General features: G+C 74.0%; 16 protein-coding genes. 9 read left to right on the top strand and 7 right to left on the bottom strand.

Annotated elements, in window-relative coordinates:
- Positions 1–926: 926 nt before the first annotated feature.
- Together ABD54_RS20485 and ABD54_RS20480 are read right to left on the bottom strand one after the other, a co-directional pair.
- On the bottom strand, positions 927–2,120 hold the full coding sequence (locus ABD54_RS20485) for an SDR family oxidoreductase (RefSeq protein WP_053063630.1): 1,194 nt from the start codon (positions 2,118–2,120) through the stop codon (positions 927–929).
- A 245-nt stretch (positions 2,121–2,365) separates the two neighbouring features.
- Positions 2,366–2,722: a hypothetical protein gene (locus tag ABD54_RS20480; RefSeq protein WP_047871137.1), complete on the bottom strand. Its 357-nt coding sequence runs from the start codon at positions 2,720–2,722 to the stop codon at positions 2,366–2,368.
- Between the two features lie 308 nt (positions 2,723–3,030).
- Here ABD54_RS20480 and mgrA point away from each other — a divergent pair, with 308 nt between their 5' ends.
- The 6 genes from mgrA to ABD54_RS20450 all read left to right on the top strand — a co-directional run bounded on the left by mgrA (position 3,031) and on the right by ABD54_RS20450 (position 10,382).
- Positions 3,031–4,029, top strand: a complete 999-nt coding sequence (gene mgrA / locus ABD54_RS20475) for an L-glyceraldehyde 3-phosphate reductase (RefSeq protein WP_047871136.1) — start codon at positions 3,031–3,033, stop codon at positions 4,027–4,029.
- Between the two features lie 245 nt (positions 4,030–4,274).
- Positions 4,275–5,591, top strand: a complete 1,317-nt coding sequence (locus ABD54_RS20470; RefSeq protein WP_235432132.1) for an ATP-grasp domain-containing protein — start codon at positions 4,275–4,277, stop codon at positions 5,589–5,591.
- Positions 5,592–5,606: 15 nt separating this feature from the next.
- On the top strand, positions 5,607–7,631 hold the full coding sequence (locus ABD54_RS20465) for a CocE/NonD family hydrolase (protein WP_047871134.1): 2,025 nt from the start codon (positions 5,607–5,609) through the stop codon (positions 7,629–7,631).
- A 554-nt stretch (positions 7,632–8,185) separates the two neighbouring features.
- Positions 8,186–9,556, top strand: a complete 1,371-nt coding sequence (locus tag ABD54_RS20460) for a cytochrome P450 (RefSeq protein ID WP_047871133.1) — start codon at positions 8,186–8,188, stop codon at positions 9,554–9,556.
- Between the two features lie 45 nt (positions 9,557–9,601).
- The gene (locus ABD54_RS20455; protein ID WP_047871132.1) at positions 9,602–10,006 is read left to right on the top strand and encodes a four-helix bundle copper-binding protein; all 405 of its coding nucleotides are present in this window, start codon (positions 9,602–9,604) and stop codon (positions 10,004–10,006) included.
- Between the two features lie 31 nt (positions 10,007–10,037).
- Positions 10,038–10,382, top strand: a complete 345-nt coding sequence (locus tag ABD54_RS20450) for a hypothetical protein (protein WP_047871131.1) — start codon at positions 10,038–10,040, stop codon at positions 10,380–10,382.
- Between the two features lie 57 nt (positions 10,383–10,439).
- Here ABD54_RS20450 and ABD54_RS20445 read toward each other — a convergent pair whose 3' ends face one another.
- From ABD54_RS20445 to ABD54_RS20435, 5 genes are all read right to left on the bottom strand, one after another.
- A complete protein-coding gene (locus tag ABD54_RS20445) occupies positions 10,440–10,901 on the bottom strand; it encodes a PPOX class F420-dependent oxidoreductase (protein WP_047871130.1) in 462 nt (153 codons plus the stop codon).
- 115 nt (positions 10,902–11,016) lie between these two features.
- A complete protein-coding gene (locus ABD54_RS29145; RefSeq protein WP_235432131.1) occupies positions 11,017–11,364 on the bottom strand; it encodes a hypothetical protein in 348 nt (115 codons plus the stop codon).
- Entirely contained in the window at positions 11,340–11,666 is a 327-nt protein-coding gene (locus tag ABD54_RS29140) for a hypothetical protein (RefSeq protein ID WP_235432130.1), read from the bottom strand. The genes ABD54_RS29145 and ABD54_RS29140 overlap by 25 nt, the downstream gene beginning before the upstream one ends.
- A gap of 84 nt (positions 11,667–11,750) precedes the next feature.
- The gene (locus ABD54_RS28630) at positions 11,751–11,921 is read right to left on the bottom strand and encodes a hypothetical protein (protein ID WP_200904155.1); all 171 of its coding nucleotides are present in this window, start codon (positions 11,919–11,921) and stop codon (positions 11,751–11,753) included.
- Between the two features lie 94 nt (positions 11,922–12,015).
- Complete coding sequence (locus ABD54_RS20435) at positions 12,016–12,969, bottom strand: GNAT family N-acetyltransferase (protein ID WP_047871129.1); 954 nt, start codon at positions 12,967–12,969, stop codon at positions 12,016–12,018.
- Positions 12,970–13,420: 451 nt separating this feature from the next.
- Here ABD54_RS20435 and ABD54_RS20430 point away from each other — a divergent pair, with 451 nt between their 5' ends.
- The 3 genes from ABD54_RS20430 (at position 13,421) to ABD54_RS20420 (ending at position 15,894) form a co-directional block, all read left to right on the top strand.
- Positions 13,421–14,146 carry a thioredoxin domain-containing protein gene (locus tag ABD54_RS20430; RefSeq protein ID WP_047871128.1) on the top strand — a complete coding sequence of 242 codons (726 nt, stop codon included), beginning with the start codon at positions 13,421–13,423 and terminating at the stop codon, positions 14,144–14,146.
- An 86-nt stretch (positions 14,147–14,232) separates the two neighbouring features.
- Complete coding sequence (locus ABD54_RS20425) at positions 14,233–15,450, top strand: pyrrolo-quinoline quinone (RefSeq protein WP_235432129.1); 1,218 nt, start codon at positions 14,233–14,235, stop codon at positions 15,448–15,450.
- Between the two features lie 75 nt (positions 15,451–15,525).
- Complete coding sequence (locus ABD54_RS20420) at positions 15,526–15,894, top strand: BlaI/MecI/CopY family transcriptional regulator (RefSeq protein WP_047871127.1); 369 nt, start codon at positions 15,526–15,528, stop codon at positions 15,892–15,894.
- The last annotated feature ends 60 nt before the right edge of the window (positions 15,895–15,954 follow it).

Here is a 15,954-nt window from a genome sequence, read left to right as displayed (position 1 = left end):
GTGGGGGGTTGCGCCACTGTGGTTCCTCCAGCAGGTGGCGGCCCGGCGCCGCCCGGGCGGGCGGTCCGGACCGGAAGGAGTCTTTCCCGTGCAACCTAGGCCGACCGTCGCGCGCGGGACAATCCCCCTGACGCCACGGATTCGCATCCGTGCGCGCCCGCGCCGGGCGTCCGGTCGGCGCTCCCCCACCCGGCGGTCCCGCCCGGCGGCGCACGCGGAACGGGCGACGCCTCCCCGCGCACGGCGGACCGGCGGGGCGCGCGGGTCACCTGCGGTGCGCGCCCCGCGGTCCTGCCCGCGCGGAGGTCCGGCGGGTGTCTCAGGCCGGTTCGGGCTGGGGCTCCGGTCCCGGCGGTTCGGGGAGCGGTCCCGGGCCGGGCGGTTCCGGCTCGGGCACGGGCTCGGGCGGGGAGGGAGGCGGCATCGGAGTCGGAGGGAACGGGTCCGGCGGCATCGGCCCCGGTTCGCGCATGGTGCCGTCACGGGTACGGGTGTGCATCTGTCCTCCTCACGGGTGCGGCCCGCGGACTACGCCGCCCGCGCGCCGCACCGCTCATCGGGCCCCGGCCCGCAGCCGGGGCAGAACCTCCTCCGCGTAGGACGCGAAGAAGCCGTCCTGGTCGTCGCCCGCCTGTCAGACGTGGACCCCGTCCACACCGGCCTCCAGGTACGGGCGGACGGCCGCCGAGCGCACCTGCGGATCGGTACCGCGGGCCATCTCCCGTGCCGCCGTGTCCTACGCGGCCAGGCCCCGGGTGAGCTGTTCCAAGTGGCGGGGCGGCGGCAGCAGCGGGGGCGCCTCTCCCGCCGGCGCCTGACTGGGCCGGTTCCAGGGGCCCGCGCTCCTCGCTCGCGGGAAAGCGTCCGAAACGCGTCACGCCGTGTCCTCCCTATTCGCGGTCGCCGGTCGCCGCGGCGGCCTCCGGTCAGCGGCCGGGCCCGGTACCCTCCGGCCCGCCCGCGTCCGGGCCCCGGTCCCCGGACGCGCCGCCGCCCTCGTCGTACCTCTGGTTCAGGCGCCCGCTCGCGCGCTCGTTGAGAGCCGTGGGCAGCTTCAGCACCCGGTTGACCGCGGTGTCGTCCGCCTCGCGCCCGGGCTTGCGCTCCACGGATCCGTCCGGGTCCGGCAGGACCCGGTCCATGAGGCGCATGGCGCTCTGGACGAAGGAGGGGCACAGCCCCCGCGCGACGATGGCCGCGCGGGCCAGCGGCGTGAGCACCAGGTAGCTGCGCCCCCGCGCGGCCGCCTCCACGATCCGGCGCGCCGCGCGCTCCCCGCTCACCGAGACCAGGGGCAGCCCGGCGCCCAGGGAGAACCAGGCGTACTCGCGTTCGGGATCGCCGGAGAAGACGGCGGCCTTGTGGGAGCCGGTGCGCATCAGCCCCGGGACCACCGTGGTGGTCCGCACGCCCCGCCGGGCGACCTCCGCCCCCAGCCCCTCGGAGAGGCCGACCTCGGCGAACTTGGCACAGGAGTAGGGCAGCAGGTGCGGCACGCTCACGTGGCCGCCGATCGAGGTGATGGTGACCAGGGAGCCGCGGGTGCGCTCCAGCGGGCCGATGGCGGCCCGGGAGATGCGCAGCGGCGCCCAGAACATGGTCTCCATGGCCTCGCGGAAGTCGCTCTCCGAGAGCGTCTCGTGCGGCCCCACCTGGATGATCCCCGCGTTGTTGACGACGAAGTCCAGGTGGCCGAATGCCTCGGTGGCCTCCGCGACCAGCTTCTCGGCGCACTCGGGGTCGCGGACGTCGCACCGGACGCCGTGCGCCCGCACGCCCCGCTGCTCCAGGTCGGCCACCGCCCGGTCGAGTCCGTCCTGTCGGCGGGCGCAGATCACGACGGACGCGCCGCGCTGACCGAACTCGCGGGCCAGTTGGAGCCCGAGCCCCCGGGAGCCGCCGGTGATGAGCGCGACCCTGCCGTCCAGCAGGGCGGGCCGCCGCGGACCGGCCAGCGCCGCGGCCCCCAGGCCCAGGGCGGCACCGGCCGCCATCCAGGGGACCGTCCCGCCTCGGCGCCGCCGCGGTTCGGGTTCGTCCCGCCGGTCACGCCTGTCCCGGAGTCGGGACGCCGCCCAGCCCGCACCGGCCAGGACCAGGGGCGCCCTGCCGCGGATCACCGGCCGCCCCGTCCGCCGTGGCCGCGGGCCGGGCCCGCGGTGGATTCCAGCGCCATGTCACTCCCTGTGCGTCGGAGAAGAGCGTTCCAGGGGATGTGGGTGTACGGATACCCGAGGCGGCGCGGTGAAAACGGCCGGCGGCCGCACTCCGGTCCGCCTCCACGGGCCGGGCTCCCGTCAGCGGGGGCGGAGGCGGGCACCGCCGCGAACAGGGGAACGGTGTCCCGGCGGAGCCGGGGACCGACTCACCGGCCGCCGGGCCGGTAGTCGCCCTTGGGCTTGGCGGGCTGGTTGGGGACGCCCTGAGGCGGCGGGCTGAACGCGGGGGCGGCGGTGTCCTCGCTCACCGGTGAGCCGCCGGCGGGCGGACCCGGGCGCTCGGGCTGGAAGTCCTGCGAGCCCCCGGAGGGTTCGGCGCCCTGCTCCAGCTCCATCAGGCGGTGCTCCAGGATCTCCAGGACGTTGATCCGGTTGGCGTGTTCGGACTCGTAGTGGATGAGCTGGCGCATCCGGTCGGCGTCGAGCGAGCGGACACGGTGCTGGAGCGTCCCCAGCGGAAGGCTCTCGTATCCCTCGATCGGGGGCTGGGTCTCGTGGTGCATCGACGTTCACTCCCTCTTGTGTCGGTACGGAACCGGGATGACAGGCGTACGGACTACCCGTGAGCCCCCACGAGAAACCGCAGGTGAACGTGGCCGTGGCGGGTTCCGGCCCCCGGCAGCGGGGCTCATCGGCACGCGCGGGGGCGACGGGGGACGGGGACGGCCGTGGCCGACACGGCTCCGGACGTCCCGAATCGCCGACGCGGGGGCGCCGCTGGTGCGCCCGCCCCGCGCGCTGTACTCTCCGCACGCCGGTCGGCCCGCTCCGCGCGACGACCCGGCGCACAGCCACACGAGGGAGAGATGCCATGACCTACGTCGCCGACCCCGAGCGGTACGAGACGATGCCCTACCGGCGGTGCGGCCGCAGCGGGCTCCGGCTGCCCGCCCTGTCCCTGGGGCTGTGGCACAACTTCGGCCACGAGCGCGCCGTCGAGGACCAGAGCGCCGTCCTGCTGCGCGCGTTCGACCTGGGGGTGACCCACTTCGACCTGGCCAACAACTACGGTCCCCCGCCCGGCTCGGCGGAGGAGAACTTCGGGCGGGTCATGGCCCGGGACCTGCGCCGCCACCGCGACGAGATCGTGGTCTCGACCAAAGCCGGATACCTGATGTGGCCCGGCCCCTACGGCGAGTGGGGCTCGCGCAAGTACCTGCTGTCCAGCCTGGACCAGAGCCTGGAGCGCATGGGCCTGGAGTACGTGGACGTGTTCTACCACCACCGGCCCGACCCCGACACCCCGCTGGAGGAGTCCATGGGTGCGCTGGACACGGCCGTGCGCCAGGGCAAGGCCCTGTACGCGGGCGTGTCCAACTACTCGCCCGAGCAGACGCGCGAGGCCGCGGCGATCCTGCGCGACCTGGGCACGCCGATGCTCATCCACCAGCCCTCCTACTCGATGTTCAACCGGTGGGTGGAGGACGGGCTGCTCGACGTGCTCGACGAGGCGGGCGCGGGCTCCATCGCCTACTCGCCGCTCGCGCAGGGGCTGCTGACCGACCGCTACCTCCACGGAGTGCCGGAGGGTTCGCGGGCGGCCGGGAGCAGCCCGTTCCTGAACGCCGAGGGCATCACCGAGGAGGTGCTGGAGCGGGTGCGCGGGCTCGAGGGGATCGCCCGGCGGCGCGGGCAGTCGCTGGCGCAGATGGCGCTGGCCTGGGTGCTGCGCGGCGGCCGGATGACCTCCGCCGTCATCGGCGCGAGCAGCGTCGCGCAGTTGGAGGACAACGTGGCGGCGGTCGCCAACCTGGAGTTCGACGCCGAGGAGCTGGCCGAGATCGACCGGTACGCCCCCCGCACGCGCTGACGCACCGGCGCCCCGGACCAGCCCGGCCGGTACGCCCCCGCGCCCACTGGCGTCCCCGCCGCTCCACCGGCCCCGCCGCGGACCTCCGACCGTCCGCGGCGGGGCCCGCGCGTGCGCGCCGTAGCGGCGCGACGACCAGTGCTTCCGAGGCGTGAGGCGCGACACGCCCGCGTTTGCGGCACCCCGCACGGGTTAGGCGGACGCGTACGCATCCCCACTCAGAGGAGCACCAGAAAAGGAAGGCGGTGCGGGTAACCGTGAAGAACGTGTTCGTGGTCGGCCTGGACGAGCACAACCTGGAGATCCTGCGCAGGACCCCCACAGGTCGGCACTGTGAATTCCACCGGCTTCTGGGCCTGGACGAACTCCAGGTCGGCGAGGTCGACATCCAGGAACTCCTGGCCAAGGCGGAGAGGATCCTGGACGACTTCGACGGGAGCGTCGACGCGATCGTGGGCTACTGGGACTTCCCGGTGACCCTGTTCGTGCCCATCCTCTGCTCCCGCCGCGGCCTCCCCTCGTCCTCCCTTGAGTCCTTCGTCAAGTGCGAGCACAAGTACTGGAGCAGGCTGGAGCAGCGGAAGGTCATCGACGAGTACCCGGCCTTCGGCCTGGTCGATCTGTCCGAGGCCGACCCGGCTCCCCCCGAGAGCCCGGAGTACCCGATGTGGCTCAAGCCGGTGAAGTCGGCCTCCTCCGAACTGGCCTACAAGGTCGGCGACGACGAGGCGTTCCAGCAGGCGGTGTCCCTGCTCCGCGACGGCGTCGACCGCATCGGCCGCCCCTTCGAGCAGATCCTGGAGATGGTGGACCTGCCTCCCGAGATCTCCTCCGTGGGCGGGCGCACCGCCCTCGCCGAGGCCGCGATGCAGGGCGTGCAGGCGGCCGTCGAGGGCTACGTGTACAAGGGCGAGGTCGTGGTCTACGGCGCCCTGGACTCGGTCGACTACCCGGGCAGCTCGGTGTTCCTGCGCCACCAGTACCCCTCCGGCCTCCCCGAGCACGTTTGCCGGTGGATGTCCGAGGTGGCCGCCAAGGTCATCGAGCGGGTCGGGATGGACAACTCCACGTTCAGCGTCGAGTTCTTCTACGACCCGGTGGAGGAGAAGCTGGGCCTGCTGGAGGTGAACACGCGCCACTCCCAGTCCCACGCCGAGCTCTTCGAGCTGGTGGACGGGGTCGCCAACCACGAGCGCATGCTGCGCCTGGGCTTCGGGCAGGACCCGGCCCTGGAGGAGGGCGCCCGGGGCGAGTACCGGGTGGCCGCGGAGTGGATCCACCGCCGCTTCGAGGACGGCGTCGCCGCACGCGTGCCCACCCCCGAGGAGGTGTCCGCACTGGAGGAGTCCCTGCCCGGCGTGACGATCGGGATCGTGCCCGAGCGGGGCCAGCGGCTCTCGGACATGAACAACCAGGACAGCTACAGCTACGAACTCGCCAAGATCACCATCGGCGCCCAGGACGAGACCGAGATGCGCGCCAAGTACGAGCGCTGCGTGGACGAGCTCGCGTTCGAGTTCGAGGACGAGCACGGAACCAAGGACAAGCTGGCCGAGAACTAGGAGGGCCCCCGGTCCATGCACGTGGTCAACAACCTGCCCGACGCCGTCCATGAGGACGATCACCTGTGGATACCGATGTCGGACGGTGTGCGCCTGGCCGCCAGGGTGTGGCGGGCGGCCTCCTCCGACGTGTCCCCCGTCCCCGGAGTCCTGGAGTACATCCCCTACCGCAAGCGCGACCTGACGTCGGTACGCGACTCCATGCACCACCCCTACATCGCCGGACACGGCTACGCCTGCGTCCGCGTGGACATGCGGGGCACGGGCGACTCCGAGGGCGTGCTCACCGACGAGTACCTGGAACGCGAGCAGCAGGACGCCGAGGAGGTGCTGGCCTGGCTGGCCGAGCAGCCCTGGTGCAACGGGAAGACCAGCATGATGGGGCTGTCCTGGGGAGGGTTCGCCGCGCTCCAGGTGGCGGCCCGCCAGCCCCCGAGCCTGGGCGCGATCGTCATCAGCTCCTTCACCGACGACCGGTACGGCGACGACTTCCACTACATGGGCGGCTGTCTGCTGTCGGACAACCTCGCCGAGGCGGGGACGATGTTCTCCGCGGGCACCTGCCCGCCCGACCCGGCGACCGTCGGCGAGGACTGGCGGCGGATGTGGCACGAGAGGCTGGAGGCCACCGAACCGTGGGTCCTGGAGTGGCTGCGCCACCAGCGGCGCAACGACTACTGGCGGCACGCGTCGGTGAGCGAGGACTACTCGAAGGTGCGCTGCCCGGTACTGGCCTCCAGCGGGTGGGCGGACGGCTACTCCAACGCCGTCTTCCGGCTGCTGGAGAACCTGGAGGCGCCCAGCCGGGGGCTGATCGGCCCCTGGTCGCACCGCTACCCGCACATGGGAGCCCCCGGTCCGGCGATCGGCTACCTCCAGGAGGTCGTGCGCTGGCTGGACCGCTGGCTCAAGGGCAGGGAGAACGGCGTCGACGAGGGCCCGTCCCTGTGGGCGTGGATGCAGGACAGCGTGCCCCCCTCCACCGCCTACACCGAGCGCCCCGGCCGGTGGGTGCGCGAGGACGAGTGGCCCTCGCCGAACGTGGAGTACCGCGGTTACCCGCTGGCCAGGTACCGGATCGGCCGCCCCGGAGAGGAGGTGCACTCGGAGTCGCTGACCGTGCGGTCGCCGCTGACCGTGGGCCAGTTCGCGGGCAAGTGGGCCTCCTACAACGCCCCGCCGGACCTGCCCTACGACCAGCGCGAGGAGGACGGCGGTTCCCTGGTCTTCGACAGCGACGTGCTGTCGGAGGACGTGGAGATCCTGGGCGCCGCCGAGGTGGAGCTGGACGTGTCGGTCACCGAACCGGTTGCCATGGTCGCCGCCCGGCTGGTGGACGTCGCGCCGGACGGCAGCGCCACACGGGTGACCTACGGGCTGCTCAACCTCACCCACCGCGACAGCCACGAGCGCCCCGAGAAGCTCGAACCCGGTGAGATCTACCGGGTGAAGGTGACGATGAACGGTGTCGCGCAGGCGTTCCCGGTGGGGCACCGCATCCGGCTGTCGCTGTCCACCTCCTACTGGCCGCTGGCCTGGCCGCCGCCGAAGCCCGCCCTGCTGACCGTGCACCCGGAGGAGAGCAGGCTGCTGCTGCCGGTCCGTCCGCGCTCGGAGGCCGACGATCCGCGCCCGGAGCCCTTCGGGGAGCCGGAGGGGTCACCGGAGATCTCCACCACGCGCCGGGAGAAGCCGGATCACAGCTGGACCGTCTACAGGGATCTGGTGGACACCCGGTCGGTCCTGGAGATCGTCAAGGACGGCGGCATCCTGCACTTCGACGACATCGACCTGGACGTCGGTCGACGCGCCTACGAGTACTACGAGTCGGTGGCGGGCGACTTCACGTCCGCGCGCGGCGAGTCGACGTGGACGATGCGCTTCGCGCGGGACGGGTGGCGGACCCGGACCGAGACCCACACGTCGCTGGAGTGCACCGAGACCGAGTTCCGGGTGTACGCGACGCTGGACGCGTTCGAGAACGACGAGCGGGTCTTCTCCCGGCAGTGGACCGAGACGCTGCCCCGGGACCACCTGTGATCCGCGGCCGTTGACCCGCGGCCGTTCGCGGTCGGGGAACGGCGGGCGCCCCGGTCCGGTGCGGGCCGGGGCGCCCGTGTGCGCGGGGGCGTCCCGGCACCGTGGAGGCGGGGCCGGACGGCGCACGGCGGCCGCGCAAACCGCAGAAGTCCCGTGCGTCCCCGTTCGGACACGCCCGGACCGGGGCAGGGGACGGAGTAGAGCCCGGAACCGGCGGGTGAGCGGCCGAGGCGGACGAAACCGCGTCCGGAAGGCCCGCACCCCACCCGGGCAGGGAACACGGGAGCCGGATCACCGGCACTCATGGGGGCCGCGGGGTCCGCGGGGGCCATGGGAGCTGCGGGGACCGGCACGGAGCCGGAACCGCGGGGGCTCGAAGCCGAGGACAGCGATCCACCGGAGCGAACCGATCGAGGGGGACGGTCTCGATGCCCACAGAACACCAGGAGGCGCACAGGCGACAGGGAGCGCACCCGCCACAGGACGCGGGTGCCCGGCCGGAGGCGGAACCCCGGCGGAGGGCGCGCCGCCCCACCGCCGCGGAGGCGGCGCGCGTGCTGTCCTCGGTTCTGCTGCCCGACCTGGCGCGGGGCGTGATCGCGCGCCGCCCGCTGATGACGGGCCTGGTCACAGGTCTGGACGCCGACCGCAAGGCGGTCTCGCTCCTGCGGGGCCTGCGCGAGCGCCACGGTGACGACCCGCTGCCGCTGCGCCTGGCCGGGCGGCGGCTCGCCCTGGTCCTGTCCCCGGAGGACGTGGGACGACTCCTGCGGGAGACACCCGAACCCTTCTCACCCGGCGGCGTGGAGAAGCACGGCGCGCTCTCCCACTTCCAGCCGCACGGGGTACTGGTCTCCGACCACGACACCCGGCCCGGGCGCCGCGCGGCCAACGTCGCCGCCCTGGTGCCGGGCCAGACGATCCACCCCGACGGGGACGTCGTCGCCGGAGAGGCTGACGACGAGGCGCTGGCGCTCAGACTGGCCCTGCGCGACGGCGGGGTCCTGGACTGGCGCAGGTTCGCCGACTCCTTCCACGCCATGGCCCGGCGCGTGGTCTTCGGCCCGTTCGCCGCGGAGGACCGCCGCACGACCGAAATCCTGCACGCCCTGCGCTCGCGCGCGAACTGGGCCTACGCGGCCCCGACCGACCACGCGGCGAGGGAGGAGTTCCTCGGACGGGTGCGCGCCGGCGTCGAACGCGCCGAACCGGGCAGCCTCGCCGCCCGCCTGGTCGCGGGAGCGGCCGCCGCGCGGTCGGCCGCCGGGTGCCCCCGCGGCGGGGGCGGAGAGAGCGGGCGGAACCGCGGCGCGACGGCCCCCGACGGGAGCGGGCCGGGCGGGGACGGCCGGGGCGCGGAGGTACACCCCGAGGACCAGGTGGCGCACTGGCTGTTCGCCTTCGACGCGGCCGCCGTCGCAGCGTTCCGCTCCCTGGCGCTGCTGACCTCGCTCAGCCCCGGCGCCCACGCGGCCCGCGAGGAGGCGGACGGCCGCGAGGGGCTCGACCTGCCGCTGCTGCGGGCGACGGTGCGCGAGTCGGTGCGGCTGTGGCCGACCACGCTCATGGTGCTCCGGGAGAGCACACGGGAGACGGCCTGGCGGCAGGAGGTGTTCGAGGCGGGAACGGCTTTCCTCATCGCGAGTTCCTACTTCCACCGGGACTCCTCCCGGCTTCCGTACGCGGACGCGTTCGAGCCGGAGGTCTGGCTCGACGGACGCGCCGAGGCGGAGCCGGGGATCGTGCCCTTCAGCTACGGCCCCGCCGGGTGCGCGGCGCGCGACCTGGTGCCGCTGACGGTGTCGCTGTTCCTGCGCGCCCTGCTCCGGGGCCGGAACCTGACCCGCGTGGACGCGGGCGGGCCGCTGCCCGCGTCGGGGCTTCCCGCCTCACTGAACCACTTCGCACTGCGGTTCACGCTCTGAAGGTCCCGGTCCGGGTCCGGACCGGAGAACGTTCGAGGAGGAGTCATGAGCGTCGTCGGACAGATGCTGGACACCCGATCCGACCGCCGGGGCGACGGGGTCGAGGAGAAGGTGCGGGCCTGCATCGAGGCCTGCGGTGCGTGCGCGCAGGCGTGCGTGCTGTGCGCGGACTCCTGTCTGGGCGAGCGGACGGTGGCCGACCTGGTCGCCTGTGTGCGCCTGGACCTGGACTGCGCCGACGTGTGCGAGTCCACCCAGCGGGTGCTCTCTCGCCGGACCGGGGAGGACGACACCCTCGCCCGGGCTCTGGTCAAGGCGTGCGCGGAGGCCTGCCGCCTGTGCGGCGAGGAGTGCGACCGGCACGCCACCCGGCACGAGCACTGCTGGGTGTGCGCCGAGGCGTGCCGCCGCTGCGAGAGCGCGTGCCGCGAGCTGCTCGCGGCCCTGTGAGGACCGCGCCCCCAGGTGAAGGAGGTAGGCGATGGAGTGGGCGACACCCGGCGCGCTGTTCGGAGTCCTGATGGCCCTCGTCATCCCGGTCGGGGTGATCCTCCTCGTGCTGTGGATCATCCGCAGGGACACGATCCGCAAGCAGGAGGCCGTGCGCTCTCCGGACTACTGGAAGGAGCGGCCCGAGGGCAGGCGGTACCCGACCGGATGGGACGGGGGCAGCACGCCGGGCCTGGGGACCGCCCGGCCCGGGGAGGGAACCTCGGGGTCCTCGTCCGGTGAGGACTGGAAGCCGCCGCCCGAGGGCGGGGACCCGCCGGACCGCGGGGCCGCGCCTCCGGACGACGACTGGCGGCCGCCGCCCGCGGGGCGATGACCCGGAGGGCGCGGCGGCCGGGCCCGGTCGGCGCAACCCGGTCACGGACCGCCGGGCTCAGACCCGGTCGGCGGGGAAGCCGCCGGTGGCGACCGGGCCCCACCGCTTCGGGGTGACGCGGACGAGGGACTTGCCCTGGCGGCGCATGGCCTCGCGGTACTCGTCCCAGTCCGGGTGCTCGCCGGAGATCACGCGGAAGTACTCGACCAGGGGCTCGACCGCGTCCTCCCCGTCGATGACCTCGGCCTCGCCGTCCACCTGGACCCAGGCGCCGTCGAAGTCGTCGGACAGGACCAGGACGCTGACCCGGGGGTCGCGCCGGGCGTTGCGGGTCTTGGCGCGCTCGGGGTAGGTGGAGACCACGATCCGGCCCCGGGCGTCGACGCCGCAGGTCACCGGGGATGCCTGGGGCCCGCCGTCGGCGCGGCGGGTGATGAGGAGCGCGTGGTGGCGCGGACGCACGAACTCCAGCAGGCCGTCGAGGTCGACACGGGTGTTGGTGGCGATCGAAGGGCTCATCGTCTCGCTTTCGCTGCTCGCGGGGCCGCGCGCGCCTCGCGCGGACCGGGACAGCGTATCCGCCTGCGGGCGGGGCCGGTCGGCGCCGACGCGCGGCCCCGGACGGGGCCTCGGGTCAGTCGCGGCCGGAGTCGGAGCGGTCGCGGTCGGACGGGTTGTGCAGCGCCAGGAACTCCCTGCTGCGCCGCCGGCGGAGGAGCCTCTCCGGGAACACGAGGCACGGGATCAGGACACAGGTGAGGGCGGTCGTCCCCAGCAGGGCGCGCGGAAAGTCCAGTGTGCCACCGGAGGGCAGCGCGAGGGCGCCCAGGGCGCAGACGGCCGCGACGAGGGCCGCCACCGCCGCCGGGATCTCCACGGAGGCGGCGCCGAGCACCTGTTCGGCCTGGAGGGCGGCCACACGGTTGGTCTCGGGGTCGGCGCCGGGTCGGCCGAGGATCAGCCGGTCAGTGGCGGCGCGCAAGGTCCGGGGGCGACGGCGGCCCGCACCGCCGGGTCGCGGGACACCCGCGGTCGCGGCGGGGCTGTGAACAGGGCCATGAACGAGCCGAAGAACGCGCCGGAGGCGGCCCCGTAGAGGAGCGAGGTCCACGGGTCGGACCCGCGCATCAGGAGATGGGCGAGGGCCATGACGCAGCCGAAGGAAAGGCCCTGGTAGAGACCGTAGGAGACCTTCCTGCCGCGTTCGCTCCGGTTGGCGCGGAGGAGCAGACGGGTGAGGGGGTCACGGGGTTCGGGAGCGGCGTGCGCGGAGGGATCTTTCATACCGTGGGCCTACCCGTTCGCCGCCCCGGACGGGCCGGTCCCGGAGCCGCCGCCGGTCGGTGCGGCCCCGGGAGCACGGCCGGTTCACTCCCCGCCGAAGTCCTCGCGGCTCAGGTCCTGCTCCTCCATCCTGTCCTGGAGTTCGGCCTCCAGTTCTCCCCGGGTGTCCGGCTCGCGGGCGTCGTCGCTGTGGCCGGCCTCGACGACCTGGTCGGTGTCCGCGGTCTTGGGCCTGGACTCCTCCGGAACGCTCATGTCCGATCTCCTCACTGTCGGATGACCGGCCCGCCCCTACCCGAGGTCATCAGGAACCACACTCCCATCTCATGCATCAGGAGTCGCACGGACGTCACCTCTCGGTCGCGGCCTTGACGAGCGGCGCGTCGCGCGCGAGCATCCGGAACCCGACGCCGTAGTACAGCCCGCGCGCCTCGGGGTGCCCCGGCGCGCCCAGGCAGGCGACCGTCGCGTGCGTGGCCCCGGCCGCCCTCGCCAGGCGCATCCCGTGCAGCAGCATCGCCCTGCCCAGCCCCAGGCGCCGGTAGTCCGGATGGGTGCCGACCGGCTCGAACTCGACGGTCCCGTTGGCCTCGTCGAGCCACATGACCGTCGAGGACGCCATCGTCCCGTCCGGCGCCTCCACCAGGACGTGCAGGTCGCCGCGGTACCCCGGCGTCCGCCGGACGCCCCGGTAAGCCTCGGCCGTGTACGCCGAGGGGGCCCATGCGTCCAGATGTGCCCGGACCGCAGCTTCCGGACCGGCCTCGTCGGCGGTGCGGAACCGGAACCCGGTCGGCAGCACCGGCTGTTCCACGTCGGTGAGGTCGCGTTCGTTGAGCTGGGTCCAGGTCCCGTCGTCGCCGAGCGATTCGGGGTCGGTCCCGTAGCCGTGCGCCGCCCACCGTTCCAGGGCGAACCCGTCGGCGGCGCTGGGCAGCACCGTGCGTTCCAGGCCCGCCGCCGTGGCGTCGTACCAGGCGATCACCTCGTCGACCAGCCCGGCGTGGTCGGGGTGGACCTGGTGCATCAGGTAGGCGCCGGTGGCGTCCCTGACCGAGCCGTCGCTCAGCATCACCCGGCGCGGGAGGCGGACCCAGCCCCACGCCGCCAGTTCCCCGCCGGAGAACCACAGGCGACGCGGCCAGGTCGCGCCGTCGCTGGCGTGCCCCCTGCCCCAGTTCCAGGCCAGCTCGCCGAACGAGGCGTCGCTGTTCACCAGGTCCGGGCGGATCGCGGTGACGCGCTGCGCCAGGCCCTGCATGAGCCGCACGTCCGCGGCGGTCACGAGTTCGGGAGTCGTCATGGTGCGCCACTGTGTCAGGGCTCGGCGAAGCCGTCGAGCGGTTTTCCGCGGCCGCCGGACGCGGAAGTCGGCAGTGCTCGCGCTCAGTCCCCCGGCGAAGCCCCTCCACCCTCCACGGACCCCCGCACCCACTGGAAACGACTGGCAGGACGCTGTTCGGGACTGGGCTCCCGGTACGACACCGACGGCAGCGTGCTCAACGGCCCGGCGGCCCACCGTCGACCTCGGTGACGCCTGACGTCCATAGGGGCGTCCCGAACGCGCCCGGGCGTGCTCACCCCGGACCGCGGCGGGCGCGGGCCGAAACCCCCTGGGCGTCGCGGTTCCCGGCGACCGGCCCCCGCCCTCAGTTCGGCGCGCAAGGGGTCCGGCCCGCCGACGGACGTTGTTCTATCCTGGATAGAATAAAAACTATCGTCCATAGAAGCTACCGCGTGCGAGGCCCCAGACCATGTCCGAGCCATCCCGACGCGACAGCGCACCGGCCCTCCTGCTGGCCGGAGCCGCCTGTGCGCTGCTGCTACTCACAGCCCTCTTCGTGAACGCCGAGGGCTCCGGGGCCGCGGACTCCCCCGGCGGGACCGCCGCCGACACGGTCAGCGAGGAGACGCGGGCCGCGGGAGAGGAACTGGCCCGCCGGGACCCGGCCGACCCGCACGCGATGGGGGCCGCCGACGCGCCGGTGGTGCTCATCGTCTACTCCGACTACCTCTGCCCGTTCTGCGCCGACTGGGTCCACCGGACCCGGCCCGCACTGGTCGAGGCCTACATCGACCCGGGACTGGTCCGGATCGAATGGCGTGAGTTCCCCTACCTCGGAGAGGGCTCCCGCCTGCTCGCCTGGGGGGCGGTCGCCGCCGGGAACCAGGACCGCTTCTGGGAGTACCACGCGCGCGTCTACGCCGCCCCGGAGGACTTCACCAACGACGCGGACGAGGTGCGCGCGAGCATGCGCGCCGCCGCCGGGGAGATCGGCCTGGACGCCGACGCCTTCGCCCGCGACCTGGACTCCGCCGAGTCCGGGGCGGCCGTGGAACGGGACTTCACCGAGGGGCAGGACATGGGGATGAGCGGCGCACCGGCCTTCCTCGTCAACGGCGACCCCGTGCTGGGCGCCCAGCCCCTGGAGGCCTTCACCGACAGCGTCGAGGCGGCGCTGCGCGCGGCCGGGCGGTGACCATGGCCCCCCTCCAGCCTCCCGGACCGCCCACGCCCCGCCCGAACACCCCCGGGCCGGGCCGAACACGACTGGCACGCGACCCGGTGCGCACGGCGGCAGCGGCGTGCCTGCTGCTGGTGCTCACCGCCTGCGGCAGGCCCGAACTCGCCGCCCCCCGGGACGCGCGGCCCCTGGACGCACCTCCCGCTCCCCCGGTGGCCGTGGACTCCGCGCGCGTCCCCGGCGTGCTCGGCGACCGGGGGCTGTGGACCTCCCCCTACTCCTCCGAGCCCAAGGCCGCCGACGACGGTTTCGTCGGCCTGGTCGCCGACGAAGGGGGCGGGGACCTGCGTTTCCTAGGAGTGGACGCCCGAGGGCGCACCCGCTGGTCGGCGCCGCGCAACCCGAGCTGCACGGGGTTCACCACGACCCGCGGCAATCGGGGCGAGGACCTGGTCGTGCTCCTGGACAGCGACGCCGCGCCCGAACGCGGCCTGTTGGCCGCCACGGTCACCGCGGCCGCCTACGACCCCTCCACCGGGCGCCGGGTCTGGGGGCCGACCGAGGTGCCGGGCACGTGGGTGGGCCCCGGCCTGGTCTTCGCCCGGGTCTCGCACACGGTCATGAGCGAGGAGACCGGCCCCGGGGTCGCCCTGGCCGCGGGCACCGGGGCGGTGGCGGCCGACGAGGAGGAGGGTGACGCGGTGCTCCACGAGTACCAGGGGACCCTCCTGGTCCACCGCGACGGCGGGCTCCGCGCGATCGACACCTCCTCGGGCGAGCAACTGTGGCGGGGTTCCGGACTTCCCGTCCCCGCCTCCCTGGCCCACGAGGCGGGAGAGACCACCCTGACCTACGGCCACCGCCCCGCGAGCGACTCCGCCGGGCTGGTGACCCTGCGCTGGGAACGCGGCGGCGCGTCGGTGTACACGGTGCACGACATACTCGACGGCCGCCTCCTGGCGGAGCTGTCCTCACGCACCGCACCCGTCACGGTCGGGGACGGCTCCGGGCGCGCGGCGGTCGCGGGCGTCTCCGCGACGACGGACGCGCCCGTGCTCCTGGGCCGCGGGGGACCCTCCCGGGACGGGCTCTGGTCGGTGGAGGCCCGTCCCGGCGAACGCCCCGTGCGCGTCGTCGGCGGCCTGCTGTACACCGCCGCCGACGACGGGAACCGCGTCCTGTCCACGGCCGACGGGCGGACCCTGGAGGAGGGTGCGTGGGAGATCCCCGTGGCGGGGCCGGAGCGCGGCCCGGTACTGGTGGAGGCGGGCGACGGCTCCTACGTCGCCGTGGCCCGCTCCGGGCCCGAACGCGACTGACGAGCCCGAACGGGAGTGAGGGGGCACCACTATGCTGAACCCGATCCGCGCGGCGAAAGGTGGGACACGGGCGTCATGATTCCTGGACTCGGACCGTTGGAAGCGGCGGTCATGGAGGTCCTGTGGGAGGCGTCCGGACCCCTCGCGGTGCGGCAGGTGCGCGAGCGCCTCACCGACCACGCGACCGCCTACACCACCATCTCCACCGTTCTGGAGAACCTCAGGCGCAAGGGGTGGGTCGACCGCGAACAGCTCGGCCGCGTGTGGTTCTACCGCCCCGTGCGGGACCGTTCGGCGCACGCCGCCGACGTGATGCACGAGGCGCTGACCGGCAGCCGTGACTCCGAGGCCACACTGCTGCGGTTCGTGGACGGCATGAGCCCCCGGGACGTGCGCGCCCTGCGGGCCCTGCTCGACGGCCTCCCGCCCGAGGAGGAGTCGTGATCTGGCCGTTGGCCGCCGTCTGCGCGGTCGTCGCGCTCGGTGTCAGGGGTCCGGACCTCC

The organism is Nocardiopsis sp. RV163, from assembly GCF_001029525.1.
In the GTDB taxonomy this organism is placed as follows: Bacteria; Actinomycetota; Actinomycetes; order Streptosporangiales; family Streptosporangiaceae; genus Nocardiopsis; species Nocardiopsis dassonvillei.
The sequence above is the reverse complement of the archived record's forward strand: the minus strand, read 5'-3'. Positions and strand labels throughout refer to the sequence as shown.